Annotated in this window: 22 protein-coding genes; 14 read left to right on the plus strand and 8 right to left on the minus strand. The window is 60.3% G+C overall.

Annotated features, from left to right (window positions below; genetic code table 11):
- Positions 1–25 precede the first annotated feature (25 nt).
- Both gatA and gatC read right to left on the minus strand, forming a co-directional pair.
- Positions 26–1,477, minus strand: a complete 1,452-nt coding sequence (gene gatA / locus C2E19_RS05650; RefSeq protein ID WP_129389130.1) for an Asp-tRNA(Asn)/Glu-tRNA(Gln) amidotransferase subunit GatA — start codon at positions 1,475–1,477, stop codon at positions 26–28.
- A 16-nt stretch (positions 1,478–1,493) separates the two neighbouring features.
- Entirely contained in the window at positions 1,494–1,781 is a 288-nt protein-coding gene (gene gatC, locus C2E19_RS05655) for an Asp-tRNA(Asn)/Glu-tRNA(Gln) amidotransferase subunit GatC (RefSeq protein WP_007915356.1), read from the minus strand.
- A 211-nt stretch (positions 1,782–1,992) separates the two neighbouring features.
- Here gatC and mreB point away from each other — a divergent pair, with 211 nt between their 5' ends.
- From mreB to tldD, 8 genes are all read left to right on the plus strand, one after another.
- Positions 1,993–3,030 carry a rod shape-determining protein MreB gene (gene mreB, locus C2E19_RS05660; RefSeq protein ID WP_002555108.1) on the plus strand — a complete coding sequence of 346 codons (1,038 nt, stop codon included), beginning with the start codon at positions 1,993–1,995 and terminating at the stop codon, positions 3,028–3,030.
- Positions 3,031–3,171: 141 nt separating this feature from the next.
- Complete coding sequence (gene mreC, locus C2E19_RS05665) at positions 3,172–4,317, plus strand: rod shape-determining protein MreC (protein WP_129389133.1); 1,146 nt, start codon at positions 3,172–3,174, stop codon at positions 4,315–4,317.
- Positions 4,317–4,808, plus strand: coding sequence for a rod shape-determining protein MreD (mreD, locus tag C2E19_RS05670; protein ID WP_129389136.1), 492 nt, complete (start codon positions 4,317–4,319; stop codon positions 4,806–4,808). The genes mreC and mreD overlap by 1 nt, the downstream gene beginning before the upstream one ends.
- Before the next feature lie 37 nt (positions 4,809–4,845).
- Positions 4,846–5,442 (plus strand): nucleoside triphosphate pyrophosphatase, encoded by a 597-nt coding sequence (locus C2E19_RS05675; RefSeq protein ID WP_129389139.1) that lies wholly within the window; start codon positions 4,846–4,848, stop codon positions 5,440–5,442.
- 58 nt (positions 5,443–5,500) lie between these two features.
- A complete protein-coding gene (gene rng / locus C2E19_RS05680; protein ID WP_129389142.1) occupies positions 5,501–6,958 on the plus strand; it encodes a ribonuclease G in 1,458 nt (485 codons plus the stop codon).
- A 75-nt stretch (positions 6,959–7,033) separates the two neighbouring features.
- Complete coding sequence (locus tag C2E19_RS05685) at positions 7,034–10,837, plus strand: YhdP family protein (RefSeq protein WP_129389145.1); 3,804 nt, start codon at positions 7,034–7,036, stop codon at positions 10,835–10,837.
- A 131-nt stretch (positions 10,838–10,968) separates the two neighbouring features.
- Positions 10,969–11,829, plus strand: coding sequence for a carbon-nitrogen hydrolase family protein (locus C2E19_RS05690; protein WP_129389148.1), 861 nt, complete (start codon positions 10,969–10,971; stop codon positions 11,827–11,829).
- A 4-nt stretch (positions 11,830–11,833) separates the two neighbouring features.
- Positions 11,834–13,276: a metalloprotease TldD gene (tldD, locus tag C2E19_RS05695; protein WP_129389151.1), complete on the plus strand. Its 1,443-nt coding sequence runs from the start codon at positions 11,834–11,836 to the stop codon at positions 13,274–13,276.
- A gap of 98 nt (positions 13,277–13,374) precedes the next feature.
- Here the strand turns inward: tldD and yjgA are convergent, their stop codons facing one another.
- Positions 13,375–13,899: a ribosome biogenesis factor YjgA gene (yjgA, locus tag C2E19_RS05700; protein ID WP_007915377.1), complete on the minus strand. Its 525-nt coding sequence runs from the start codon at positions 13,897–13,899 to the stop codon at positions 13,375–13,377.
- A 108-nt stretch (positions 13,900–14,007) separates the two neighbouring features.
- On the opposite strand from yjgA, the gene pmbA reads away from it, so the two are divergent.
- The 6 genes from pmbA (at position 14,008) to C2E19_RS05730 (ending at position 19,342) form a co-directional block, all read left to right on the plus strand.
- Positions 14,008–15,354 (plus strand): metalloprotease PmbA, encoded by a 1,347-nt coding sequence (gene pmbA / locus C2E19_RS05705; RefSeq protein ID WP_008085089.1) that lies wholly within the window; start codon positions 14,008–14,010, stop codon positions 15,352–15,354.
- 218 nt (positions 15,355–15,572) lie between these two features.
- Positions 15,573–15,980 carry a FagA protein gene (locus tag C2E19_RS05710; RefSeq protein ID WP_129389154.1) on the plus strand — a complete coding sequence of 136 codons (408 nt, stop codon included), beginning with the start codon at positions 15,573–15,575 and terminating at the stop codon, positions 15,978–15,980.
- On the plus strand, positions 15,961–17,337 hold the full coding sequence (locus C2E19_RS05715) for a lyase family protein (RefSeq protein WP_129389157.1): 1,377 nt from the start codon (positions 15,961–15,963) through the stop codon (positions 17,335–17,337). The genes C2E19_RS05710 and C2E19_RS05715 overlap by 20 nt, the downstream gene beginning before the upstream one ends.
- A 27-nt stretch (positions 17,338–17,364) precedes the next feature.
- Entirely contained in the window at positions 17,365–17,805 is a 441-nt protein-coding gene (locus tag C2E19_RS05720) for a hypothetical protein (RefSeq protein WP_007953590.1), read from the plus strand.
- 1 nt (position 17,806) lies between these two features.
- Positions 17,807–18,418 (plus strand): superoxide dismutase, encoded by a 612-nt coding sequence (locus C2E19_RS05725; RefSeq protein WP_129389160.1) that lies wholly within the window; start codon positions 17,807–17,809, stop codon positions 18,416–18,418.
- Between the two features lie 30 nt (positions 18,419–18,448).
- Positions 18,449–19,342 (plus strand): ZIP family metal transporter, encoded by an 894-nt coding sequence (locus tag C2E19_RS05730; RefSeq protein WP_129389163.1) that lies wholly within the window; start codon positions 18,449–18,451, stop codon positions 19,340–19,342.
- Between the two features lie 102 nt (positions 19,343–19,444).
- On the opposite strand, the gene C2E19_RS05735 is transcribed toward C2E19_RS05730, so the two are convergent.
- From C2E19_RS05735 to C2E19_RS05755, 5 genes are all read right to left on the minus strand, one after another.
- The gene (locus tag C2E19_RS05735; protein WP_129389165.1) at positions 19,445–19,720 is read right to left on the minus strand and encodes an HPr family phosphocarrier protein; all 276 of its coding nucleotides are present in this window, start codon (positions 19,718–19,720) and stop codon (positions 19,445–19,447) included.
- 15 nt (positions 19,721–19,735) lie between these two features.
- Positions 19,736–20,593, minus strand: coding sequence for an RNase adapter RapZ (gene rapZ / locus C2E19_RS05740; protein ID WP_129389168.1), 858 nt, complete (start codon positions 20,591–20,593; stop codon positions 19,736–19,738).
- Positions 20,594–20,595: 2 nt separating this feature from the next.
- Complete coding sequence (gene ptsN, locus C2E19_RS05745; protein WP_129389171.1) at positions 20,596–21,060, minus strand: PTS IIA-like nitrogen regulatory protein PtsN; 465 nt, start codon at positions 21,058–21,060, stop codon at positions 20,596–20,598.
- A 12-nt stretch (positions 21,061–21,072) separates the two neighbouring features.
- On the minus strand, positions 21,073–21,381 hold the full coding sequence (hpf, locus tag C2E19_RS05750; protein ID WP_007912419.1) for a ribosome hibernation-promoting factor, HPF/YfiA family: 309 nt from the start codon (positions 21,379–21,381) through the stop codon (positions 21,073–21,075).
- A gap of 73 nt (positions 21,382–21,454) precedes the next feature.
- Complete coding sequence (locus C2E19_RS05755; RefSeq protein WP_129389174.1) at positions 21,455–22,948, minus strand: RNA polymerase factor sigma-54; 1,494 nt, start codon at positions 22,946–22,948, stop codon at positions 21,455–21,457.
- Between the last annotated feature and the right edge of the window lie 219 nt (positions 22,949–23,167).

The following is a 23,167-nucleotide window of genomic DNA, read 5'->3' on the forward strand; positions in this document are numbered from 1 at the left end:
CGCAGCATTACCTAGCGCAGCAGTTTCAAAACCCCTGCGGGGTGCGGGTGTGCCAGTCAGTGTGTAACTGATACTGGTGGGCAACGTTCAACAGGCGACCTTCCTGGAAATACGGCGCGAGCAACTGCACGCCCACCGGCAGACCGTCGACAAAACCGGCCGGCATCGACAGGCCCGGCAGGCCCGCGAGGTTGGCGGTGATGGTGTAGACGTCTTCCAGATAGGCAGCGACCGGGTCGCTGTTCTTGGCGCCAAGCTTCCAGGCCGGGTTCGGCGTGGTTGGGCCGAGGATGATGTCGACTTCATTAAAGGCAGCCATGAAGTCGTTCTTCACCAGACGACGGATCTTCTGCGCTTTCAGGTAGTAGGCGTCGTAGTAACCGGCGGACAGCGCGTAGGCACCGACCATGATCCGGCGCTGCACTTCCGGGCCGAAGCCTTCGCCACGCGAGCGCTTGTACAGGTCGATCAGGTCTTTCGGTTGCTCGCAACGGTGGCCGAAACGCACGCCGTCGAAACGCGACAGGTTGGAAGAGGCTTCTGCTGGCGCGATCACGTAGTACGCAGGGATCGCGTGCTGCATGTTCGGCAGGCTGATTTCCTTGATCACGGCACCGAGCTTTTGCAGCTCTTTAATGCTGTTCTGGATCAGCTCGGCAATACGCGGGTCGAGACCGGCGCTGAAGTATTCCTTCGGCACGCCAATACGCAGGCCTTGCAGCGAATCGCCGAGGCTGGCGGAGTAATCCGGAACCGGCTCATCGATGCTGGTCGAGTCGTTCTGATCGAAGCCGGCCATACCTTGCAACAAAATCGCGCAGTCTTCGGCAGTGCGCGCCAACGGGCCGCCCTGATCGAGACTGGAGGCGTAAGCGATCATGCCCCAGCGCGAAACACGACCGTACGTCGGTTTCAGGCCAGTGAGGTTGGTGAATGCTGCTGGCTGACGGATCGAACCGCCGGTGTCGGTAGCAGTGGCTGCTGGCAACAGACGCGCGGCAACCGCCGCCGCCGAACCGCCGGACGAACCGCCCGGTACGTGTTCCAGGTTCCACGGGTTTTTCACCGCGCCGTACCAGCTCGACTCGTTGGCCGAACCCATGGCGAATTCGTCCATGTTGGTCTTGCCCAGGGTCACAGCGCCGGCAGCGGCCAGTTTCGCGACCACAGTGGCGTCGTACGGCGCCTTGAAGTTGTCGAGCATCTTCGAGCCGCAGCTGGTGCGAATGCCCTGGGTGCAGAACAGGTCTTTGTGAGCGATCGGCGCGCCGAGCAGGGCGCCGCTCTCACCGTTGGCGCGGCGTGCATCGGCGGCTTTCGCCTGCTCGATGGCCAGCTCTTCGGTGAGGCTGATGAAACTGTTGAGCTGCGGATCGAGCTGGGTAACGCGCGCCAGCAGGACTTTGGTCAGCTCTTCGGAGGAAAACTTTTTATCGGCGAGACCGCGGGCGATCTCGGCCAGAGTCATTTGATGCATTGCAGGCTCTTTCCCTTTAGTCGATGACTTTCGGAACCAGATACAGGCCGTTTTCGACCGCTGGTGCGATGGACTGGTAGGCCTCGCGGTGATTGCTCTCGGTCACGACGTCGGCGCGCAGGCGCTGACTGGCTTCCAGCGGGTGGGCCAGAGGCTCGATTCCGTCGGTATTAACAGCCTGCATTTCGTCGACCAGACCGAGAATGCTGTTGAGAGCGGAAGTAATGTGTGGAAGATCGGCATCATTAAGGCCAAGGCAGGCCAGATGAGCGATTTTTTCCACGTCGGAGCGTTCTAGCGCCATCGGGATTCTCCTGTGGAAAACAGAACGGACGGCGTCCGTGTGTTAGATTGTCGGAACACTACCGCACTTCTACGGTCATAAGGCCGCGATTGTGGGGCTTGGTGCACAGAAAAGCGGCCAATTTAACATATTGGCGCCTTGCCCAAAATCCCTGTCGTTGTTAGAGTTTGCCGCACTTTTTTACCCACGCGTTGCCTAGGGTCCCTTTCCCATGTTCAAGAAACTGCGTGGCATGTTTTCCAGCGATCTTTCCATTGACCTGGGCACTGCCAACACCCTTATTTACGTGCGCGAGCGCGGTATCGTCCTGAATGAGCCATCGGTTGTGGCCATTCGGACACACGGTAATCAGAAAAGTGTCGTTGCTGTCGGCACCGAGGCCAAGCGCATGCTCGGCCGTACGCCGGGCAACATTGCTGCCATTCGTCCGATGAAGGACGGCGTGATCGCCGACTTCAGCGTCTGCGAAAAGATGCTGCAATACTTTATTAACAAGGTTCACGAAAACAGCTTTCTGCAGCCTAGCCCTCGTGTGCTGATCTGCGTTCCATGCAAATCCACTCAGGTTGAGCGTCGTGCCATCCGTGAATCGGCCCTCGGTGCCGGTGCGCGTGAAGTGTTCCTGATCGAAGAGCCAATGGCTGCTGCGATCGGTGCCGGCCTGCCGGTTGAAGAAGCACGCGGCTCGATGGTCGTGGATATCGGTGGTGGTACCACTGAAATCGCGCTGATCTCGCTGAACGGTGTGGTTTACGCCGAATCCGTGCGTGTTGGCGGCGACCGCTTCGACGAAGCGATCATCACCTACGTGCGTCGTAACTACGGCAGCCTGATCGGTGAATCCACCGCTGAGCGCATCAAGCAGGAAATCGGCACGGCCTACCCGGGCGGCGAAGTTCGCGAAGTCGACGTTCGCGGTCGCAACCTGGCCGAAGGCGTTCCACGCGCATTCACCCTGAACTCCAATGAAGTGCTGGAAGCTCTGCAAGAGTCCCTGGCAACCATCGTTCAGGCCGTGAAAAGCGCGCTGGAGCAATCGCCGCCGGAACTGGCTTCCGACATCGCCGAGCGTGGCCTGGTGCTGACCGGTGGTGGCGCGCTGCTGCGTGACCTCGACAAGCTGCTGGCCCAGGAAACCGGTCTGCCGGTGATCGTTGCCGAAGATCCGCTGACCTGTGTTGCTCGCGGCGGTGGCCGTGCATTGGAAATGATGGATAAGCACACCATGGACCTGCTCTCGAGCGAATAAGTCGCCGGGTGCAATACGTGGGTGAGCGCGCAGGCAGCACTTTGCAGTGCTGCCTGTTGGCGTTTATCTTCTGTCAGTCTTCATCCAGGCCGGTTTGATGCCGTATGAATAAACAGAACATTTGCCTGGGAGGAGCGGCTTATTAAACCGCTTTTCGCCAAAGGCCCTTCGTTGGGTGTGCGCCTGTTGGTGCTGGCCGTGCTGTCGGTCGCGCTGATGGTGGTCGATGCCCGCTTTGATCTGCTCAAACCTGCGCGCAAACAAGCGTCGCTGGTGTTGATGGATGCCTACTGGATCACCGACCTGCCCGGACGGCTCTGGGAAGGGATCGCCAGTCAGTTCGGCAGCCGCACCGAGCTTGTCGCCGAAAACGAAAAACTCAAGACCGAAAACCTGCTGTTGCAGGGACGCATGCAAAAGCTTGCTGCCCTCACTGAGCAGAACGTTCGGCTGCGCGAGTTGCTCAATTCTTCCGCGCTGGTCAACGAGAAGGTCGAAGTGGCCGAGTTGATCGGCATGGACCCCAATCCCTTCACTCATCGCATCATCATCAATAAAGGTGAGCGTGACGGCGTGGTGCTCGGTCAACCGGTGCTCGATGCACGCGGCTTGATGGGCCAGGTGGTCGAGTTGATGCCATACACCTCGCGTGTTTTGCTGCTGACCGACACCACTCACAGCATCCCCGTGCAGGTGAACCGTAACGGTCTGCGCGCGATTGCCAGCGGTACCGGCAACCCGGAGCGTCTGGAATTGCGTCACGTTGCCGACACCGCCGACATCAAGGAAGGCGACTTGCTGGTCAGCTCTGGTCTCGGCCAGCGCTTTCCGGCCGGTTATCCGGTCGCGACCGTGAAGGAAGTGATCCACGATTCCGGTCAGCCTTTCGCCATCGTCCGCGCCGTACCGACGGCCGCACTCAACCGCAGCCGCTACCTGCTGCTGGTGTTCAGCGACACCCGCACCGCCGAAGAGCGCGCCAACGATGCCGCACAGGCGCAGGAAAACCTCGATGCCTTTGGCGGCGGCCCGATCATTCCGGCCACTGTGCCGAAAACCGTGACCCCGCCTGCTGCCGCAGCGAGCGCGACGCCGGCAACACCTGCCGCGCCAGCCGCTGCTGCCAGCGCGACACCGGCGAAACCCGTTGCAGGCAAACCGCCCGCAGCGGCAAAACCACCTGCAGCCACCCCGGCGGCGGCCAAACCTCCAGCTGCCCAGCCTGCTGCACGTCCGGCGGCAAAACCGCCTGTCACAGCACCGGCGACAACCGGGAGACAAGAATAATGGTCGGCGCTACCGCCTCGCGTAACGGCTGGATTGTCTGGCTGACCTTCCTCATCGGCATGTTGCTCAGTGTCTCGCCGTTGCCGCAATTCATGGAAATCCTCCGTCCGCTGTGGCTGGCGCTGCTCCTGACGTTCTGGGCGCTGTACATGCCGCACACCGTTGGCATGGTCACGGCGTTTTGCCTCGGGCTGGCCGAAGACGTGCTGTACGGCACGCTGCTTGGGCAGAACGCGTTGATCCTGACGCTGATCACTTTCCTCGTACTGTCATTGCAACAGCGCCTGCGGATGTTTCCGATGTGGCAGCAATGCCTGGTGATCCTGGTGATCTTCGGCCTCGCGCAACTGGTGCAGTTGTGGCTGAGCGCCCTGACCGGTAACCGTCAACCAACCCTGGCGCTGGTCCTTCCGGCGCTGGTCAGTGCCTTGCTCTGGCCGTGGGTCAGCTTCGCTCTGCGTGGATTGCGCCGCCGCTACAAAATCAATTGAGCCGGTGAAGCTGGTCACTGAACAGGGAGATGTTTTGATGAAGCCGCTTTACCTTGCCTCCGGATCGCCGCGTCGACGTGAATTGCTCACGCAGATCGGCGTGGCGTTCTCCGCCATCAGTGCGGACATCGACGAAACCCCATTCCTCGAAGAATCGCCATCGGCCTACGTCGAGCGCCTCGCGCGCGGCAAGGCCGAGGCCGGCCGACGCACGGTCAATGGCGCGCAGCCTTTCTGCGTGCTGGGCGCCGACACCGCTGTGGTGCTTGACGGCAAAATTCTTGGCAAACCGGTGGACGAAGCCGACGCATGCGCCATGCTGATGATGTTGTCCGGCAAGGAGCATGAAGTGCTGACCGCCATTGCCCTGCTCGAAGGCGAACGTTGCGAATCGCGGGTGGTGCGCAGTCTGGTGCGGTTCCGCCCGATCAGTCGTGAGGAAGCCGGCGCCTACTGGGCCAGCGGTGAACCCGGTGACAAGGCCGGCGGTTATGGCATTCAAGGGCTCGGCGCAGTGTTCGTCGCCGGCCTCAATGGCAGTTACTCGGCGGTGGTCGGGCTACCTGTTTGCGAAACCGCAGAACTGTTGGGCCATTTCGGCATACCCTGTTGGCAAAACCTGAACGCGCAATAAGCGTCGTACCCATCCAGATGCGGCCATTATCGTGAACATGCCTGAACGAGATCCTGCCATGAGTGAAGAGATTCTGATCAACATCACGCCGATGGAATCGCGCGTGGCGGTGGTCGAAAACGGTGTGCTGCAAGAAGTCCACGTCGAGCGCACGCAAAAACGCGGGATCGTCGGCAACATCTATAAAGGCAAGATCGTCCGCGTGTTGCCGGGTATGCAGGCCGCATTCGTCGACATCGGCCTCGATCGCGCCGCGTTCATTCATGCCGCTGAAATCTCGCAACGCGAAGGCCCGGCGGTGGAAAGCATCAGTGCGCTGGTGCACGAAGGCCAGAGCCTGGTGGTGCAAGTCACCAAGGATCCGATCGGCTCCAAAGGCGCGCGGCTGACCACGCAACTGTCGATTCCGTCGCGCTATCTGGTGTACATGCCGCGCACTGCCCACGTTGGCATTTCGCTGAAAATCGAAGACGAAGCCGAGCGCGAGCGCCTCAAGCAGGTGGTCAGCGATTGCGTGGCCAAGGAAGGTATCAAAGAGGCGGGCGGTTTCATCCTGCGCACCGCCGCTGAAGGTGCCGGTGCTGACGAGATCCTCATGGACATCCGCTATCTGCGCCGTCTGTGGGATCAGATCAACGACCAGATCAAGACCATTTCCGCGCCGAGCGTGATCTACGAAGACCTCGGCCTGGCATTGCGCACCCTGCGCGATCTGGTCAATCCGAAGATCGAGAAGATCCGCATCGATTCCCGGGAAACCTTCCAGAAAACCACGCAGTTTGTCGCCGAACTGATGCCGGAGATTGCCGATCGTCTGGAACACTACCCGGGCGAGCGACCGATCTTTGACCTCTATGGGGTCGAAGACGAAATTCAGAAAGCCCTCGAACGCAAAGTCCCGTTGAAATCCGGTGGTTATCTGGTGGTCGATCCGGCGGAAGCCATGACCACCATCGACGTCAATACCGGCGCGTTCGTCGGTCATCGCAACCTCGAAGAAACCATCTTCAAGACCAACCTCGAAGCGGCCACGGCGATTGCCCGGCAGCTGCGCCTGCGCAATCTCGGCGGGATCATCATCATCGACTTCATCGACATGGAAGATGAAGAGCACCAGCGTCAGGTCCTGCGGACCCTGGAAAAACAACTGGAACGCGATCACGCCAAGACCAACATCATCGGTATCACCGAGTTGGGCCTGGTGCAGATGACCCGCAAGCGCACCCGCGAAAGCCTTGAACAAGTGCTGTGCGAGCCGTGCAGCAGTTGCCAGGGGCGCGGCAAGCTGAAAACTCCGGAAACCATCTGTTACGAGATTTTCCGCGAGATTCTCCGCGAGGCCCGCGCCTATCAGGCCGAGGGTTATCGCGTACTGGCCAACCAGAAAGTGGTCGACCGTTTGCTAGATGAAGAATCCGGTAACGTCGCCGAGCTTGAAGGGTTTATCGGCCGCACCATACGCTTCCAGGTGGAAACCATGTATTCCCAGGAACAATATGACGTGGTGCTGCTCTGAACCCCTGCGTCACACCTTTTTCACCGCGGCTGGCCTCAGCTTTTCGCAGTATTTTTGCCATGGGAGCCAACTGACATGGAACGTCTGACACGCATTTTGGCCGCAATTACCCGCTGGGGGCTGGGCCTGTGCGCGTTGGTTCTGGTATTGATGGCGTTGTACGTCAGTCTCGGCCGCGAACTGACCCCGCTGGTGGCCGAGTATCGTGCGGATATCGAAGCCAAGGCGAGTGCCGCACTCGGCATGCCGTTGCAGATCGGTGAGCTGGAAGGCAACTGGAGCGGTTTTGCACCGATCCTGCTGGCCCACGACGTGATGGTCGGCGAGGGTGCCAATGCCTTGCGCCTGGACCGGGTGCGCGCAGTGCCGGATCTGTGGGCCAGTCTGCTGGCGCGCGAGGTGCGCATTGCGCATCTGGAACTCAATGGCCTGAAAATCAGCCTCAAGGAAGCGGAGGACGGCAGTTGGGCGCTGGAAGGCTTGCCGGTACAGAACGATCAGCCGCTCGATGCGCAGCAGTTGTTCAATCGTTCGCAAATGATTCAGCAACTGTCGGTACTCGACAGCCAAGTGACTCTGCAGCCGCAGGATCACGCGCCGCTGACCCTTACCTATGTCGGCCTTAACCTGAAAACCGGTGCCAGCCGGCAACGCCTCGATGCACGCCTGACATTACCTGATGGTCAACCCGTCGCCTTGAGCCTGCGCACGCGCATTCGCCCCGACCAATGGCAGAACAGCAGCGTCGACGGTTACGCCAGTTTGCCGCAAAGCGATTGGGCGAAATGGCTGCCCGAGCGTCTCACCCAGCAATGGAATTTTTCCCAGATCAAGGCCGGCGGCGAGCTTTGGGTGAACTGGGCCGAGGGCATTTTGCAAAGCGCTGCGCTGCGCTTGAATGCGCCACAACTGACTGGCGCTTATGCCGAGCGCAAGCCGATCCAGATCAACAATCTGGCACTTAACGCTTACTACCAGAACAGTGCCGAAGGTGCGACTCTCACCCTCGATTCGCTGGCGATGAATTTTGGCGAAACCCGCTGGGAGTCTCACGTCCAGTTGCAGCAGACCCGTGCCACCGACAAGGTTGAAGAGCTCTGGCATCTTCAGGCCGATCGTCTGGACCTGACCCCGATCACGCCGTTGCTCAATGCGCTTGGGCCGTTGCCGAAAGGTTTCGCCGAGGTGGTCGATCATTTGAAAGTCACCGGTGGCCTGCGCAATGTGCTGCTGGATTTCCGGCCTGCTGCCACCGATGGCTCGAAGTTCAGCTTCGCGGCCAATCTCGACCAGGTCGGCTTCGACGCCTACCACGGCGCTCCTGCGGCGCGAAACGTCAGCGGCAGCCTCACCGGTGATCTCGACGGTGGCGAGTTGCGTATGGACAGCAAGGATTTCGTCCTGCACCTCGATCCGATTTTCGCCAAGCCATGGCAATACCTGCAGGCCAATGCGCGGTTGACCTGGAAGCTCGATAAAAACGGTTTCACCCTGATCGCGCCGTACCTGAAGGTTCTGGGCGAAGAGGGCAAGATTGCCGGCGACTTCCTGATTCGCCTGCATTTCGACCATAGCCAGGAAGACTACATGGACCTGCGGGTCGGGCTGGTCGATGGCGACGGTCGCTACACCGCCAAGTATCTGCCTGAAGTCTTGAGCCCGGCACTCGATGAGTGGTTGCGCACGGCGATCCTCAAGGGCGCGGTCGATCAGGGTTTTTTCCAGTATCAGGGTTCGCTGAGCAAGAATGCCGGCGAGGCCGATCGCAGCATCAGCCTGTTCTTCAAAGTGCATGATGCCGAACTGGCTTTTCAGCCGGGCTGGCCGCACGTGAGCAAAGTCAGCGGCGATGTGTTTATCGAAGACAGCGGCGTGCGTATCTGGGCGAACAAGGGCCAGTTGCTCGATACCCAGGTCAAGGACGTTTTCGTCAATATTCCTCATGTGCCGACCGGGCAGGACAGCCACATGTTCCTCGACGGTGCCTTTGCCGGTGGCTTGGGCGACGGCTTGAAGATCCTCCAGGAGGCACCGATCGGTACAGCGGAAACCTTTGCCGGCTGGGAAGGCGCGGGAGATCTGCAAGGCAAACTGAAACTGGACGTGCCGCTGGCCAAGGGCGATCTGCCGAAGATCCTCGTCGATTTCAAGACCGCCAATGCGCGCTTGAAACTGGCCGAGCCGAAGCTCGAACTGACTCAGTTGAAGGGCGATTTCCGCTTCGACAGCGCCAAGGGCCTCAGCGGGCAGAACATCGCGGCACGGGCATTCGACAAACCGGTCACCGCGCAGATTTTTGCCGACGGCAGCCCGGGCAAGCTCAGGACCCGTGTTGCGGCATCGGGCCAGGTCGAGGTGAAGAAACTCACCGACTGGCTGGGTGTGACGCAGCCGCTGCCGGTCTCCGGGACGATTCCGTATCAGTTGCAGTTGAATCTCGACGGCGCGGACAGCCAATTGATGGTCAGCTCCAGCATGAAAGGCGTGGCGGTGGATCTGCCGGCGCCCTTCGGCATGACGGCGGAAACCGGCCGCGACACGGTGTTTCGCATGACCCTGCAAGGGCCGGAGCGGCGTTACTGGGTCAATTACGATCAACTGGCGAATTTCACCTTCGCCGCACCGCCGAGCAATTTTGCCGAGGGCCGGGGCGAATTGTTCCTCGGTGCCGGCGAGGCTGTGTTGCCGGGGGCCAAGGGCTTGCGGATTCGCGGCGTGCTGTCGGAGCTGGACGTGGCGCCGTGGCAGGATCTGGTCAGCAAGTACGCCGGACAGGATCCGGGCGGCAGCGCCAACAAGTTGCTCAGTAGCGCGGACTTCAAGGTCGGCAAACTGACGGCCTTCGGTACCACGCTGGATCAGGCTTCGGTGCAGCTGAATCGCAAACCGGGCGCGTGGAATCTGGCGCTCGACAGTCAGCAGGCCAAAGGCACGGCGAGTCTGCCGGATGCCAAAGGCACGCCGATTGTGGTGAATCTGCAATACGTGAAGCTGCCTGCGCCAGACCCGACGGTGCAGGCTGACGAAAACGCGCCCGATCCACTGGTGTCGGTCGACCCGACGAAAATCCCGGCGCTGGATATCACCATCAATCAGTTGTTCCAGGGCCAGGATCTGGTCGGTGGCTGGTCGCTCAAGGTGCGTCCGACAGCCAAGGGTATCGCGCTGAACAACCTTGATATGGGCCTCAAAGGCATCCTGCTACAAGGCAACGGTGGCTGGGAAGGTGCGCCGGGCTCGACCAATAGCTGGTTCAAGGGGCGGATCGGCGGCAAGAACCTCGCCGATGTCCTCAAGGGCTGGGGGTTTGCGCCGAGCGTGACCAGCGAAGAATTCCACATGGATGTCGACGGCCGCTGGCCGGGCTCGCCGGCATGGCTGGCGACCAAACGTTTCTCCGGCACCCTCGACGCGTCGCTGAACAAGGGCCAGTTTGTTGAAGTGGAGGGCGGCGCGCAGGCATTGCGCGTGTTCGGTCTGCTCAACTTCAACTCGATCGGTCGCCGCCTGCGCCTCGACTTTTCCGATCTGTTCGGCAAAGGCTTGAGCTACGACCGGGTCAAGGGCCTGCTGGTGGCGACCAACGGAGTTTACGATACGAAAGAGCCGATCCGCCTGACCGGGCCATCAAGCAACATCGAGCTCAACGGCAAACTGGATCTGGTCGCTGAACAGGTCGACGCCAAGTTGCTGGTGACGCTGCCGGTAACCAATAACCTGCCGATCGCTGCGCTACTGGTTGGCGCGCCGGCGGTTGGCGGGGCTCTGTTTCTGATCGACAAGCTGATCGGTGACCGCGTGGCACGCTTCGCCAGTGTGAAATACACCGTCAAAGGCCCGTGGAAAGAGCCGAAAATCACCTTCGACAAGCCTTTTTGAGTAGCATGACCCTATCCCCCGCGTAGGAGCTGCCGCAGGCTGCGATCTTTGGATTTTTTTAAAAACCAGATCAAAAGATCGCAGCCTGCGGCAGCTCCTACAAGGTTATGTGCAGATTCCGAGGAGTGGCCATGTCTTTAGCGGTGATTCAAATGGTCAGCCAGAGCGACGTGCTGGCCAATCTGGCCCAGGCCCGACGCCTGCTCGAACAGGCAGCGGCCGGCGGTGCGAAGCTTGCGGTTCTGCCGGAAAATTTCGCCGCCATGGGCCGTCGCGACGTTGCTGACATCGGCCGTGCTGAAGCGCAGGGCGAGGGGCCGATCCTGCCATGGTTGAAACAGACCGCCCGCGACCTCAAGTTATGGATAGTGGCCGGCACTTTGCCCTTGCCACCGGTGGATCAACCGACGGCGAAGGCCAATGCCTGCTCGTTGTTGGTCGATGAACACGGCGAAATCGTCGCGCGCTACGACAAATTGCATCTGTTCGATGTCGATGTGGCGGACAATCGTGGCCGTTACCGCGAATCCGATGACTATGCTTATGGCAATGGCGTGGTGGTGGCGGACACCCCGGTCGGTCGGCTCGGGCTGAGCGTGTGTTATGACCTGCGCTTTCCCGAGTTGTACAGCGAGTTGCGCGCCGCCGGTGCCGAATTGATTAGTGCACCGTCGGCGTTTACTGCAGTGACGGGCGCAGCGCACTGGGATGTATTGATCCGTGCGCGGGCCATCGAGACGCAGTGTTATGTGCTGGCCGCAGCGCAGGGCGGGACCCATCCAGGACCGCGGGAAACCTTCGGGCATGCGGCGATTGTCGACCCGTGGGGGGGCGTGCTGGCGCAGCAGGATCAAGGCGAAGCGGTGTTGTTGGCCGAACGCGATAGCGATGAACAAGCGTCCATCAGGGCGCGAATGCCGGTGACGCGTCATCGGCGGTTTTTCTCGCAGGGCGCACAGCGACCTGCTTCAGAACACGAATTTAAGGCGTAAACCTATGAGCGAGTTGTTGTCCTCAGTCAGTGATCATCTATTGGCGCCCGGTGGCGTGACGATCGAGAGCCTGCAAGGCGTGCTCGGCGATCTGGCCGGCCCCGGCATCGATGCCGCCGACCTGTATTTCCAGGGGCAGATTTCCGAGTCCTGGGCACTGGAAGACGGCATCGTCAAGGAAGGCAGCTTCAACCTCGACCAGGGTGTGGGTGTGCGTGCGCAATCCGGTGAGAAAACCGGTTTTGCCTACAGCAACGCAATCACCCTCGAAGCCCTCGGTGCCGCGGCGCGTGCCGCACGTTCGATCTCCCGCGCCGGACAAAACGGCACGGTGCAGGCGTTCACCACCCAGGACGTCGCGCAACTGTATGCGCCGGATAACCCGCTGGAAGTGCTGAGCCGCGCCGAGAAAGTCGAGTTGCTCAAGCGCATCGACGTCGCGACCCGCGCGCTCGACCCGCGTATCCAGCAAGTCAGCGTCAGTATGGCCGGGGTCTGGGAACGGATTCTGGTGGCCTCCACCGACGGCGGTCTGGCGGCGGATGTACGGCCGCTGGTGCGTTTCAACGTCAGTGTGATCGTCGAGCAGAATGGCCGCCGCGAGCGCGGTGGGCATGGCGGCGGCGGGCGTACCGACTACCGTTATTTCCTCGCCGAAGACCGTGCCATGGGCTATGCCCGTGAAGCGTTGCGTCAGGCGCTGGTCAATCTCGAAGCGATTCCGGCGCCGGCCGGTACTTTCCCGGTGGTGCTGGGGTCGGGCTGGTCGGGCGTGCTGCTGCACGAAGCGGTCGGCCACGGTCTCGAAGGCGATTTCAACCGCAAGGGCAGTTCGGCCTACAGCGAGCGCATGGGCGAAATGGTTGCATCGAAGCTCTGCACTATCGTCGATGACGGTACCTTGAGCGGCCGTCGCGGTTCGCTGAGTGTCGACGATGAAGGCACCCCGACCGAGTGCACCACGCTGATCGAAAACGGCGTACTCAAGGGCTATATGCAGGACAAGCTCAACGCGCGCCTGATGGGCGTGGCCCGCACCGGCAACGGCCGTCGAGAATCCTACGCGCATCTGCCGATGCCACGCATGACCAACACTTACATGCTCGGCGGCGAAAGCGATCCGGCGGAAATCATTGCTTCGGTGAAGAAGGGTATCTACTGCGCCAACCTTGGCGGCGGTCAGGTCGACATCACCAGTGGCAAGTTCGTGTTCTCGACCAGCGAGGCGTACTTGATCGAAGACGGCAAGATCACTGCACCGGTGAAAGGCGCGACGTTGATCGGCAACGGCCCCGAGGCGATGAGCCGGGTGTCGATGGTTGGTAACGATCTAGCGCTGGACAGTGGCGTGGGGACGTGTGGCAAGGACGGGCAATCGGTGCCGGTAGGCGTGGGTCAGCCGACATTGAAAATCGATGCGATCACCGTGGGTGGCACGGGCGCATAAGGATGGAAACATCCTGTGCAGGAGCTGCCGCAGGCTGCGATCTTTTGATCTTTAAAAGCAAAGATCGCAGCCTGCGGCAGCTCCTACAAGGGATGAGATCAACGCAGGCCGCGTTGGGTCTCGTCCAGCTCACGGATGTATTTGAAGATCTTGCGGCTGGAAGCAGGAGGTTTGTTTTGCGCAACCTCGTGCTGAGCCTGACGGATCAGGGAGCGCAATTGCTGGCGATCGGCGTCCGGGTACTCGACGACGAATTTCTCCAGCACGGCGTCATCGCCAGCGATCAGGCGATCGCGCCAGCGTTCGAGATTGTGGAAACGCTCGTTGTACTGGCGAGTCGAGGCATCAAGTTGATCGAGCAGCGTGAGAATCGCGTCAGTGTCCTGATCGCGCATCAGTTTGCCGATGAACTGCAAGTGCCGTTTACGCGCGATATTCGCGGTGTGCTTGGGCGCATCGGCCAGAGCCCGGCGCATGGCGTCGGTCAGCGGCAGTTTTGCGATCAAGTCAGGCTTGAGTGTTGTCAGGCGCTCGCCGAGGTCAACCAGAGCATGCAGCTCGCGTTTGACCTGAGATTTGCTTTTTTCTCCCGTATCGAGGGAGTCGTCGTAAGAATCAACCATGGTGGCAGTCCGCAAAGAAACGCCGCCATGATAACCAGTCGGGGGCCGCTTGTCCGGCCCGGTCGCTCGATGGCCCCAGCCGAAAGCAGAATTTGAGTGGAGATGAGCATGAGTGCAGTTGAAAGCGTCGGCCCGCAGGCTTTGCCGGCACTGCAGGAACAGGTCGAGCAGATCATCGCCGAAGCCAAGCGTCAGGGCGCCAGTGCCTGCGAAGTGGCGGTGTCGCTGGAGCAGGGCTTGTCCACTTCGGTGCGTCAGCGCGAGGTCGAAACAGTCGAGTTCAACCGCGATCAGGGGTTTGGCATCACGCTGTACGTCGGCCAGCGCAAAGGCTCGGCCAGCACGTCCGCCACCGGGCCGGAGGCGATTCGCGAAACCGTCGCGGCCGCATTGGCGATTGCCAAGCACACCTCTGAAGACGAAGCCTCGGGCCTGGCAGATGCCGCGCTGATGGCTCGCGAGCAGCAGGATTTCGACCTGTTCCACGAATGGGACATCACCCCGGAACAAGCCATCGAGAAGGCGCTGATTTGCGAAGCGGCGGCGTTTGATGCCGACGCGCGGATCAAGAACGCCGATGGCACCACGCTGAGCACGCATCAAGGCTGCCGCGTTTACGGCAACAGCCACGGTTTTATCGGTGGCTACGCCTCGACCCGGCACAGCCTCAGCTGCGTGATGATTGCCGAAGCCGATGGCCAGATGCAGCGCGATTATTGGTATGACGTCAGCCGTCAGGGCACCTTGCTGGCCGACCCGGTGAGCATCGGTCAGCGTGCGGCGCAGCGGGCGGCGAGCCGTCTGGGCGCACGTCCGGTACCGACCTGTGAAGTGCCGGTGCTGTTTTCGGCGGAACTGGCCGGTGGCTTGTTCGGCAGTTTTCTCTCGGCGGTGTCTGGCGGCAGCTTGTATCGCAAGTCGTCGTTCCTCGAAGGCACGCTGGGGCAGAAGCTGTTCCCGGAATGGCTGACCATTGATGAGCGTCCGCACCTGATGCGCGCGATGGGCAGCGCTTCGTACGATGGCGATGGTCTGGCGACATACGCCAAACCGTTCGTCGAAAAGGGCGAGTTGGTCTCATACATCCTCGGCACCTACTCCGGGCGCAAACTCGGCATGCCGAGTACGGCGAACGCCGGCGGCGTGCACAACCTGTTCGTCACCCACGGCGACGAAGATCAGGCTGCGCTGCTCAAGCGTATGGGCCGTGGCTTGTTGGTCACCGAATTGATGGGCCATGGCCTGAACATGGTCACCGGTGACTACTCGCGCGGGGCAGCAGGTTTTTGGGTCGAGAACGGCGAAATCCAGTTCGCGGTGCAGGAAGTCACCATCGCCGGCAACATGCGCGACATGTTCAAGCAGATTGTCGCGGTGGGTAATGACCTGGAATTGCGCAGCAACATTCGCACCGGTTCGGTGTTGATCGAACGGATGACCGTCGCGGGCAGCTAACACCCCAGCCGTCACACAAAAAGGCGCGCCATCCTCCCGGATGGCGCGCCTTTTTCATGCCTGCCGTGTAGGAGCTGCCGCAGGCTGCGATCTGTTGATCTTGTCTTTCAAAACAAAATCAAAAGATCGCAGCCTGGGGCAGCTCCTACACAGGTGCTCTTGTTTTGGTTCTCATTATCATCTAATAATAAATCTCATTATCGGATGAGCCCCGAATCATGAGTTCTGCCTTGCACGAGCAGCCGTACCTCGAAAGCTGGCGCTGGATGAGTCGTCAGATCCGTTGCGCGATGGATCCTGACGAACCGCGCCTGATCGAACATTACCTGGCCGAAGGCCGGTACCTGTCTTGTTGCACCGCGACCTCAGCCTGGACGATCGCCGAAACCTCTTTCCGTCTGCTGCTCGACACCGCCACCGACATTGCCTTGCCGTGGCACTGGCGCAGTCTCTGCCTCGATCAAGCCTGGCGCCCATTGCGTGAAATGGAGCGCCTGTCCCTGTGCAACTGCCGGCTCAAACGCTGGCAACGCTACACCTGGCAGCTCGCCACTTGTGAACTGCTTCCCTCGATTTCTCTCATTGAATTAGTCCAAGGATTTACCGATGACCAAGACACGTATTGAGCGCGACAGCATGGGCGAACTGCAGGTGCCGGTGGACGCTCTCTACGGCGCGCAGACCCAGCGCGCAGTGGATAACTTCCCGATCAGCGGCAAACCGATGCCGACGCAATTCATCCGCGCGCTGATCCTCGCCAAAGCCGCCGCCGCTCGGGCCAACGTCGAGCTCAACCAGATCACTGCCGCGCAGGGCAAAGCCATCAGCGACGCCGCGCAAGGTCTGCTCGAAGGCGATTTCATGCAGCATTTCCCGGTGGATATCTTCCAGACCGGCTCCGGCACCAGCTCCAACATGAACGCCAACGAAGTGATCGCCACCCTGGCCAGCCGCCTGCTCGACGAGCCGGTCAACGCCAACGATCACGTCAACTGCGGCCAGAGCAGTAACGACATCATCCCGACCACCATTCACGTCAGCGCGGCATTGGCCCTGCACGAGCAATTGCTGCCGGCGCTGCTGCACCTGGTGCAAGTGATCGAGCACAAGGCCGGGCAAGTGCATCACCACGTCAAAACCGGTCGCACGCATTTGATGGACGCCATGCCGGTGCGCATGAGCCAGGTGCTCAACGGCTGGGCGCAGCAGCTCAAGGCCAACATCGGACATCTGCAGGATTTGCTGCCGAGCCTGCAATCGCTGGCGCAGGGCGGCACGGCGGTCGGCACCGGGATCAATGCGCACCCTGAATTCGCCGCGCGCTTCAGCCGGCAACTCAGTCAACTGACCGACGTGCAGTTCACTCAAGGCAAGGATCTGTTTGCGCTGATTGGCTCGCAAGACACCGCCGTCGCTGTCTCCGGCCAGCTCAAGGCCACTGCCGTGTCGCTGATGAAAATCGCCAACGACCTGCGCTGGATGAACTCCGGCCCGCTCGCCGGCCTCGGCGAAATCGAACTCGAAGCCCTGCAGCCGGGTTCGTCGATCATGCCGGGCAAGGTCAATCCGGTGATCCCGGAAGCCACCGCCATGGTCGCCGCGCAGGTGATCGGCAACGATTCGGTGATCACCATTGCCGGGCAGTCGGGCAATTTCGAACTGAATGTGATGCTGCCGATCATCGCGCAGAACCTGTTGAGCAGCATCGAACTGCTGGCCAACTCCAGCCGTCTGCTCGCTGACAAGGCCATCGCCAGCTTCAAGGTCAACGAATCGCGCTTGAAAGAAGCGTTGTCGCGCAATCCGATTCTGGTCACCGCGCTCAACCCGATCATCGGTTACCAGAAGGCCGCCGAAATCGCCAAGCAGGCCTACAAGGAAGGCCGCGCGGTGATCGACGTCGCCCTGGAACACACCGACCTGTCGCGCAGCCAACTGGAAGAGTTACTCAATCCCGAGAAACTCACCGCCGGCGGCGTGTAAACCCCGCAACCGCTTTGGAGGCTCACCATGGAGCACTGGAAACGCACGATCGAACGGGCCAATCGCTGCTTCATGCTGGGCGAACTGATCGACGCCCGTGAGGCTTACCTGCAAGCCCTGGCCTTGGCGCAAGTGTTGTTCGAACGCTGGGCGGATGCCGACGAAGCGGTGGCGGCCTGCGTCATCTCCCATCACAACCTGGCTGACTTGCATTTGCGCTTGAATCAGCCGGAGGAGAGCGCCGAATACCTCTGCGCCATCCACCAACGGCTGTTGCAGACCATGCAGGACGAACGCCTGCGCCCGGCGCTGCGTGAAGCGGCGCTGCGCCAGAGCAGCAAGACCTACGTCGAACTGCTGAATTTCATCAGCGAACACGGCGAATACCCACGCACCCAGCGTCTGCTGCATCCGGATACCGGCAATGCGCGACGCGCGCCTGCCCCCCATCACCATGGAGTCCATTGAAATGGCTTTTACCTTGCCTGCCTTGCCTTACGCCTACGACGCCCTGGAACCGCACATTGATGCGCAGACCATGGAGATTCACTACACCAAGCATCACCAGACCTACATCAATAACCTCAACGCGGCGGTAGAGGGCACGGAATACGCCGAATGGCCGGTGGAAAAACTCGTCGCCGGCGTTAAGCAGCTACCGGAAAAACTTCGTGCGGCGGTGATCAATCAGGGCGGCGGTCACGCCAACCATTCGCTGTTCTGGGAAGTGATGGTGCCTGGCGGTGGCGGCAAGCCGGACGGCGCACTGGCCAAGGCCATTGATGAGCAATTGGGCGGTCTCGACAGCTTCAAGGACGCGTTCACCAAAGCCGCGCTGACCCGTTTCGGCAGCGGTTGGGCCTGGCTCAGCGTGACCCCGGAGAAAAAACTGATCGTGGAAAGCAGCGGCAACCAGGACAGCCCGTTGATGAACGGCAACACGCCGATTCTCGGTCTCGACGTCTGGGAACACGCCTATTACCTGCGCTACCAGAACCGTCGCCCGGAATACATCAACGCCTTTTACAACGTGATCAATTGGCCTGAAGTCGCTGCGCGCTATCAGGCGGCACTGGTTTAAGTCTTCTATAAAAACAATCCAAGGCTGACTATGGGCACTGAAACACTGGCGATCGGAAGTGGGCGTATGTTTCGTTACGCAGTGGGATCGCTATTGCTGTTGGCGGGCGTGACCTTGCTGGTCGCCCACGGACTGGCATGGCTGAATCTGGAACCGCGGCTGTCGCGGGCGTTGCAGGGTGGCGCGATCTGCGCCCTCGGCACGGCGCTTGGCGCTGTGCCGGTGCTGGTGATTCGGCGGATGCCGCAGGCGCTCAGCGATACGTTGCTGGGGTTTGGCGCCGGGGTGATGCTGGCGGCGACCGCATTTTCGCTGATCGTGCCGGGCATCGCCGCCGCCGAAAGCCTGGGTATGACGCCGTGGGGTGCCAGTGGCCTGATCTGCTTCGGCATCATGCTCGGTGCCTTCGGCCTGTATCTGGTTGATCGCAAGGTGTCCGGCGCTTCCCCGGAAATGCTCGTCGGCACCGTCGAGCACCCGGTGATTGCGCCGCGCATCTGGTTGTTCGTGTTCGCCATCATTGCCCATAACATCCCCGAAGGCATGGCTGTCGGCGTTTCTGCCGGCGGCGGTATGCCGGATGCCGACAGCCTGGCGATGGGCATCGCCTTGCAGGATGTGCCGGAAGGTCTGGTGATTGCGTTGGTATTGGCCGGAGCAGGGATGTCGCGGGTCAAGGCGTTCCTGATCGGCGCGGCATCAGGTCTGGTCGAACCGGTATTTGCGCTGTTATGCGCGTGGCTGGTCAGTCTGGCGCAGGTGTTGTTGCCGTTAGGGCTGGCATTGGCTGCCGGGGCGATGTTGCTGGTGGTGACTCACGAGGTGATCCCCGAGTCGCGACGCAATGGTCATGACAAACTGGCCAGTCTTGGCTTGTTGAGCGGGTTTTGTTTGATGATGGTGATGGATACGGCATTGGGTTGAAGCAGATCAAAAGATCGCAGCCTGCGGCAGCTGCGGGTTAACACCACACGCGCCCTTCCAATGTAGGAGCTGCCGAAGGCTGCGATCTTTTGACTTTGGTTATCAGCCACCCTCATCGAAGTAGTTGTTGATCAGCGCGACCAACGCATCGAGCGCTTCCTGATCCTTTTCACCTTCGGTGCTCAGATAAATCCTGGTGCCCTTGCCAGCCGCCAGCATCATCATCGCCATAATGCTTTTGCCATCGACCGTGGTCTCCGGCGTGCGCCCCACTCTGATCGTGCAATCCGGATACTGCCCGGCCACGCCAACGAACTTGGCCGACGCGCGGGCATGCAGGCCCAGTTTGTTGATGATTTCAATTTCCAGAGCAGGCATCGCGGTGTGAATCCTTTAAGTGAGGTCGCGGTGGCGAACCTGGACGTTCTTCAGGGTTTTCTGCAGGGCCTGACCCAGGCGTTCGGTCAGGTAGACGGAGCGGTGATGCCCGCCGGTGCAGCCTATGGCAATGGTGACGTAGGCACGGTTGCTCGCGGCAAATCGCGGGAGCCACTTGTGCAGGTATGCGAAGATGTCCTGAAACATCTCTTCGACCTCCGGCTGCGCTGCCAGGTAGTCTGCCACCGGTGCATCAAGACCGGATTGCTCGCGCAGTTCCGGCTTCCAGTAGGGGTTAGGCAGGCAGCGTACGTCAAACACCAGATCGGCATCGACCGGCATGCCGCGCTTGAAACCGAATGACTCGACCAGAAATGCGGTACCCGGCTCCGGCTGGTTCAGCAGGCGCAGCTTGAGGGTGTCGCGCAACTGGTACAGGTTCAGATTGGTGGTATTGATTTTCAGGTCGGCAAGATCGGCAATCGGGCCGAGCAGGGCGGTTTCGTCATGGATCGCTTCGGCCAGCGAGCGATTGGCATTGCTCAAGGGATGGCGGCGGCGAGTCTCGGAAAAACGCTTGAGCAGGGTTTCCTCGTCGGCATCCAGATACAGGACGTCGCACTGGATATGCTTGCTGCGGGCATCTTCAAGCAGTTCGGGAAAGCGCGACAGATGGCTTGGCAGGTTACGCGCATCGATCGACACGGCCACCAGCGGCTGCGCCAGTTCGGTGTGGATCAGGGCGCGTTCGGCCAGTTCCGGCAGCAATCCCGCCGGCAGGTTGTCGATGCAGTAGTAACCGTTGTCCTCGAGGACATCCAGTGCGGTGCTTTTACCCGAGCCGGAACGGCCACTGACGATGATCAAACGCATGATTACTGCCCGCTTTGCTCGTCCAGGACAACCTGATACAAGGCTTGGTTAGTCTGGGCGCTGCGCAGTCTGTCGCGCACTTCCTTGCGATCCAGCATGCTGGCGATCTGACGAAGCAACTCCAGATGCGCATCGGTCGCAGCTTCGGGGACCAGCAGCACAAACAGCAGGTCGACCGGAGCGCCATCGATGGCGTCGAAATCGATAGGGGCTTCAAGGTGCATCAGGGCGCTGACCGGCGCTTCGCAGCCCTTGAGGCGGCAGTGCGGAATGGCGATGCCGTTACCAAAACCGGTAGAGCCGAGTTTTTCACGGGCAATCAGTGCCTCGAAGACATCTTGCATCTCCAGATCCGGCACTTCGCGGGCGATCAGGTTGGCAATTTGTTCGAGGGCTTTCTTTTTACTGCCGCCCGGCACGTTCACGAGAGAACGGCCGGGGGTCAGGATACTTTCAAGTCGGATCATGGGTTAGGGGGGTTATCGACCGGTAGCGCCCTGGAGGAGGCTCTGGGTCTTTTCCTTATGCTTTTTGAGTTGGCGATCCAGCTTGTCGGTGAGTGAGTCGATCGCAGCGTACATGTCTGTATCTTCTGCGTTTGCGACCACTTCGCTGCCGGGAATATGCAAGGTGGCTTCGATTTTCTGCTTCAGCTTTTCGACACACATCGTGACTTGCACGTTGGTGATCTTGTCGAAATGTCGCTCCAGTCGTTGGAGTTTTTCCTCGATATAGGAACGCAGAGGTTGGGTCACTTCCAGTTGGTGTCCACTGATGTTGACTTGCATACAGCTTCTCCTTCGTTGCCAGTGCATAAAGCGGCAGGCCGAAAAGCCTGCCACTGGAACGCTGTAACGTGGCTTACATCAACCGCTTGCGTTCGCTCGAAGGCGCGATCCCGAGGGATTCGCGGTACTTGGCGACGGTGCGGCGAGCCACCTGAATGCCTTGTGCCTCCAGTAAACCAGCGATCTTGCTGTCACTCAACGGCTTTTTCTGATTTTCCGCAGCAACCAGTTTCTTGATGATCGCGCGGATCGCTGTGGACGAGCATTCGCCGCCTTCGGAGGTGCTGACGTGGCTGGAGAAAAAGTATTTCAGTTCATAAATACCGCGCGGGGTATGCATGAATTTCTGCGTGGTGACCCGCGAAATCGTCGATTCATGCATGCCGACTGCTTCGGCGATGTCATGCAGGACCAGCGGTTTCATCGCTTCGTCGCCGTATTCGAGGAAACCGCGCTGATGCTCGACGATCTGCGTGGCAACTTTCATCAGGGTTTCGTTGCGGCTTTGCAGGCTCTTGATGAACCAGCGGGCCTCCTGCAACTGATTGCGCATGAAGGTGTTGTCGGCGCTGGTGTCGGCGCGACGGACGAAACCGGCGTACTGCGCGTTGACGCGCAGGCGTGGCACCGACTCCTGATTCAGCTCGACCAGCCAGCGCTCGTTGTCCTTGCGCACGATGACGTCGGGGACGACGTATTCGGCTTCACTGGACTCGATCTGCGAGCCTGGACGCGGGTTGAGGCTCTGCACCAGTTCGATGACCTGGCGCAGCTCATCTTCCTTGAGCTTCATGCGGCGCATCAACTGGCTGTAGTCGCGGCTGCCGAGCAGGTCGATGTAGTCACTGACCAGACGTTTGGCTTCTGCCAGCCATGGGGTCTTGGCGGGCAATTGGCGCAATTGCAGCAACAGGCATTCGCCGAGGTTGCGTGCGCCGATACCGGCCGGTTCGAATTGCTGGATGCGGTGCAGGACGGCTTCGATTTCGTCCAGTTCGATGTCCAGTTCAGGATCGAATGCCTCGAGAATCTCTTCGAGGGTTTCGTCCAGGTAGCCCTGATTGTTGATGCAATCGATCAGAGTCACGGCGATCAGGCGATCGGTGTCGGACATCGGTGCGAGGTTCAATTGCCACAGCAGATGGCTTTGCAGGCTTTCGCCAGCGGAGGTGCGGGTGGTGAAGTCCCACTCGTCATCATCGCTGCTGGGCAGGCTGCTGGCGCTGGTCTGGTAGACGTCTTCCCAGGCGGTATCGACCGGGAGTTCGTTGGGGATGCGTTCGTTCCATTCGCCGTCTTCGAGGTTGTCGACCGTCGGCGCGGTTTCCTGGTAGGAAGGTTCCTGGATCTCGGTGTTGGGCTTCTGTTCGGCGTTGTCGGCCAGCGGATCGGAATTGTCGAAGTCTTCGCCTTCTTCCTGGCGTTCGAGCATCGGATTGGATTCCAGAGCCTCCTGGATTTCCTGTTGCAGATCCAGGGTCGACAATTGGAGCAGGCGGATGGCCTGTTGCAGCTGCGGTGTCATCGTCAGCTGCTGGCCCATTCTCAAGACTAGCGATGGTTTCATGGCAGGGGCTTAACACCTTATTCGCCGGCGCTATGCGCCATCCACTACAGGGCGCCGAAGCGCCAAACTTAAGCAAATTATATGCCTGAAACTGAAGTGTTTGCCTAGAGCGCTGTAACAATAAAAAGATAGAAAACTTTATTGACGCGTTGCTCAGGCGAGCGGTGAACACCTTTGAAGCGACGTGTTTGCCTGGAGCGCTGTAACAATCAAGCGTAT

Origin of the sequence: Pseudomonas sp. DTU12.3 (assembly GCF_004124275.1) — a bacterium.
GTDB classification, from domain to species: Bacteria; Pseudomonadota; Gammaproteobacteria; order Pseudomonadales; family Pseudomonadaceae; genus Aquipseudomonas; species Aquipseudomonas helmanticensis.

What these genes read in the sequence shown, in the direction of transcription:
- gatA (WP_129389130.1), bottom strand. Translation starts at nt 1,477, where the DNA reads ATGCATCAAATGACTCTGGCCGAGATCGCCCGCGGTCTCGCCGATAAA.
- gatC (WP_007915356.1), bottom strand. Translation starts at nt 1,781, where the DNA reads ATGGCGCTAGAACGCTCCGACGTGGAAAAAATCGCTCATCTGGCCTGC.
- mreB (WP_002555108.1), top strand. Translation starts at nt 1,993, where the DNA reads ATGTTCAAGAAACTGCGTGGCATGTTTTCCAGCGATCTTTCCATTGAC.
- mreD (WP_129389136.1), top strand. Translation starts at nt 4,317, where the DNA reads ATGGTCGGCGCTACCGCCTCGCGTAACGGCTGGATTGTCTGGCTGACC.
- C2E19_RS05675 (WP_129389139.1), top strand. Translation starts at nt 4,846, where the DNA reads ATGAAGCCGCTTTACCTTGCCTCCGGATCGCCGCGTCGACGTGAATTG.
- rng (WP_129389142.1), top strand. Translation starts at nt 5,501, where the DNA reads ATGAGTGAAGAGATTCTGATCAACATCACGCCGATGGAATCGCGCGTG.
- C2E19_RS05685 (WP_129389145.1), top strand. Translation starts at nt 7,034, where the DNA reads ATGGAACGTCTGACACGCATTTTGGCCGCAATTACCCGCTGGGGGCTG.
- C2E19_RS05690 (WP_129389148.1), top strand. Translation starts at nt 10,969, where the DNA reads ATGTCTTTAGCGGTGATTCAAATGGTCAGCCAGAGCGACGTGCTGGCC.
- tldD (WP_129389151.1), top strand. Translation starts at nt 11,834, where the DNA reads ATGAGCGAGTTGTTGTCCTCAGTCAGTGATCATCTATTGGCGCCCGGT.
- yjgA (WP_007915377.1), bottom strand. Translation starts at nt 13,899, where the DNA reads ATGGTTGATTCTTACGACGACTCCCTCGATACGGGAGAAAAAAGCAAA.
- pmbA (WP_008085089.1), top strand. Translation starts at nt 14,008, where the DNA reads ATGAGTGCAGTTGAAAGCGTCGGCCCGCAGGCTTTGCCGGCACTGCAG.
- C2E19_RS05710 (WP_129389154.1), top strand. Translation starts at nt 15,573, where the DNA reads ATGAGTTCTGCCTTGCACGAGCAGCCGTACCTCGAAAGCTGGCGCTGG.
- C2E19_RS05715 (WP_129389157.1), top strand. Translation starts at nt 15,961, where the DNA reads ATGACCAAGACACGTATTGAGCGCGACAGCATGGGCGAACTGCAGGTG.
- C2E19_RS05720 (WP_007953590.1), top strand. Translation starts at nt 17,365, where the DNA reads ATGGAGCACTGGAAACGCACGATCGAACGGGCCAATCGCTGCTTCATG.
- C2E19_RS05725 (WP_129389160.1), top strand. Translation starts at nt 17,807, where the DNA reads ATGGCTTTTACCTTGCCTGCCTTGCCTTACGCCTACGACGCCCTGGAA.
- C2E19_RS05730 (WP_129389163.1), top strand. Translation starts at nt 18,449, where the DNA reads ATGGGCACTGAAACACTGGCGATCGGAAGTGGGCGTATGTTTCGTTAC.
- C2E19_RS05735 (WP_129389165.1), bottom strand. Translation starts at nt 19,720, where the DNA reads ATGCCTGCTCTGGAAATTGAAATCATCAACAAACTGGGCCTGCATGCC.
- rapZ (WP_129389168.1), bottom strand. Translation starts at nt 20,593, where the DNA reads ATGCGTTTGATCATCGTCAGTGGCCGTTCCGGCTCGGGTAAAAGCACC.
- ptsN (WP_129389171.1), bottom strand. Translation starts at nt 21,060, where the DNA reads ATGATCCGACTTGAAAGTATCCTGACCCCCGGCCGTTCTCTCGTGAAC.
- hpf (WP_007912419.1), bottom strand. Translation starts at nt 21,381, where the DNA reads ATGCAAGTCAACATCAGTGGACACCAACTGGAAGTGACCCAACCTCTG.
- C2E19_RS05755 (WP_129389174.1), bottom strand. Translation starts at nt 22,948, where the DNA reads ATGAAACCATCGCTAGTCTTGAGAATGGGCCAGCAGCTGACGATGACA.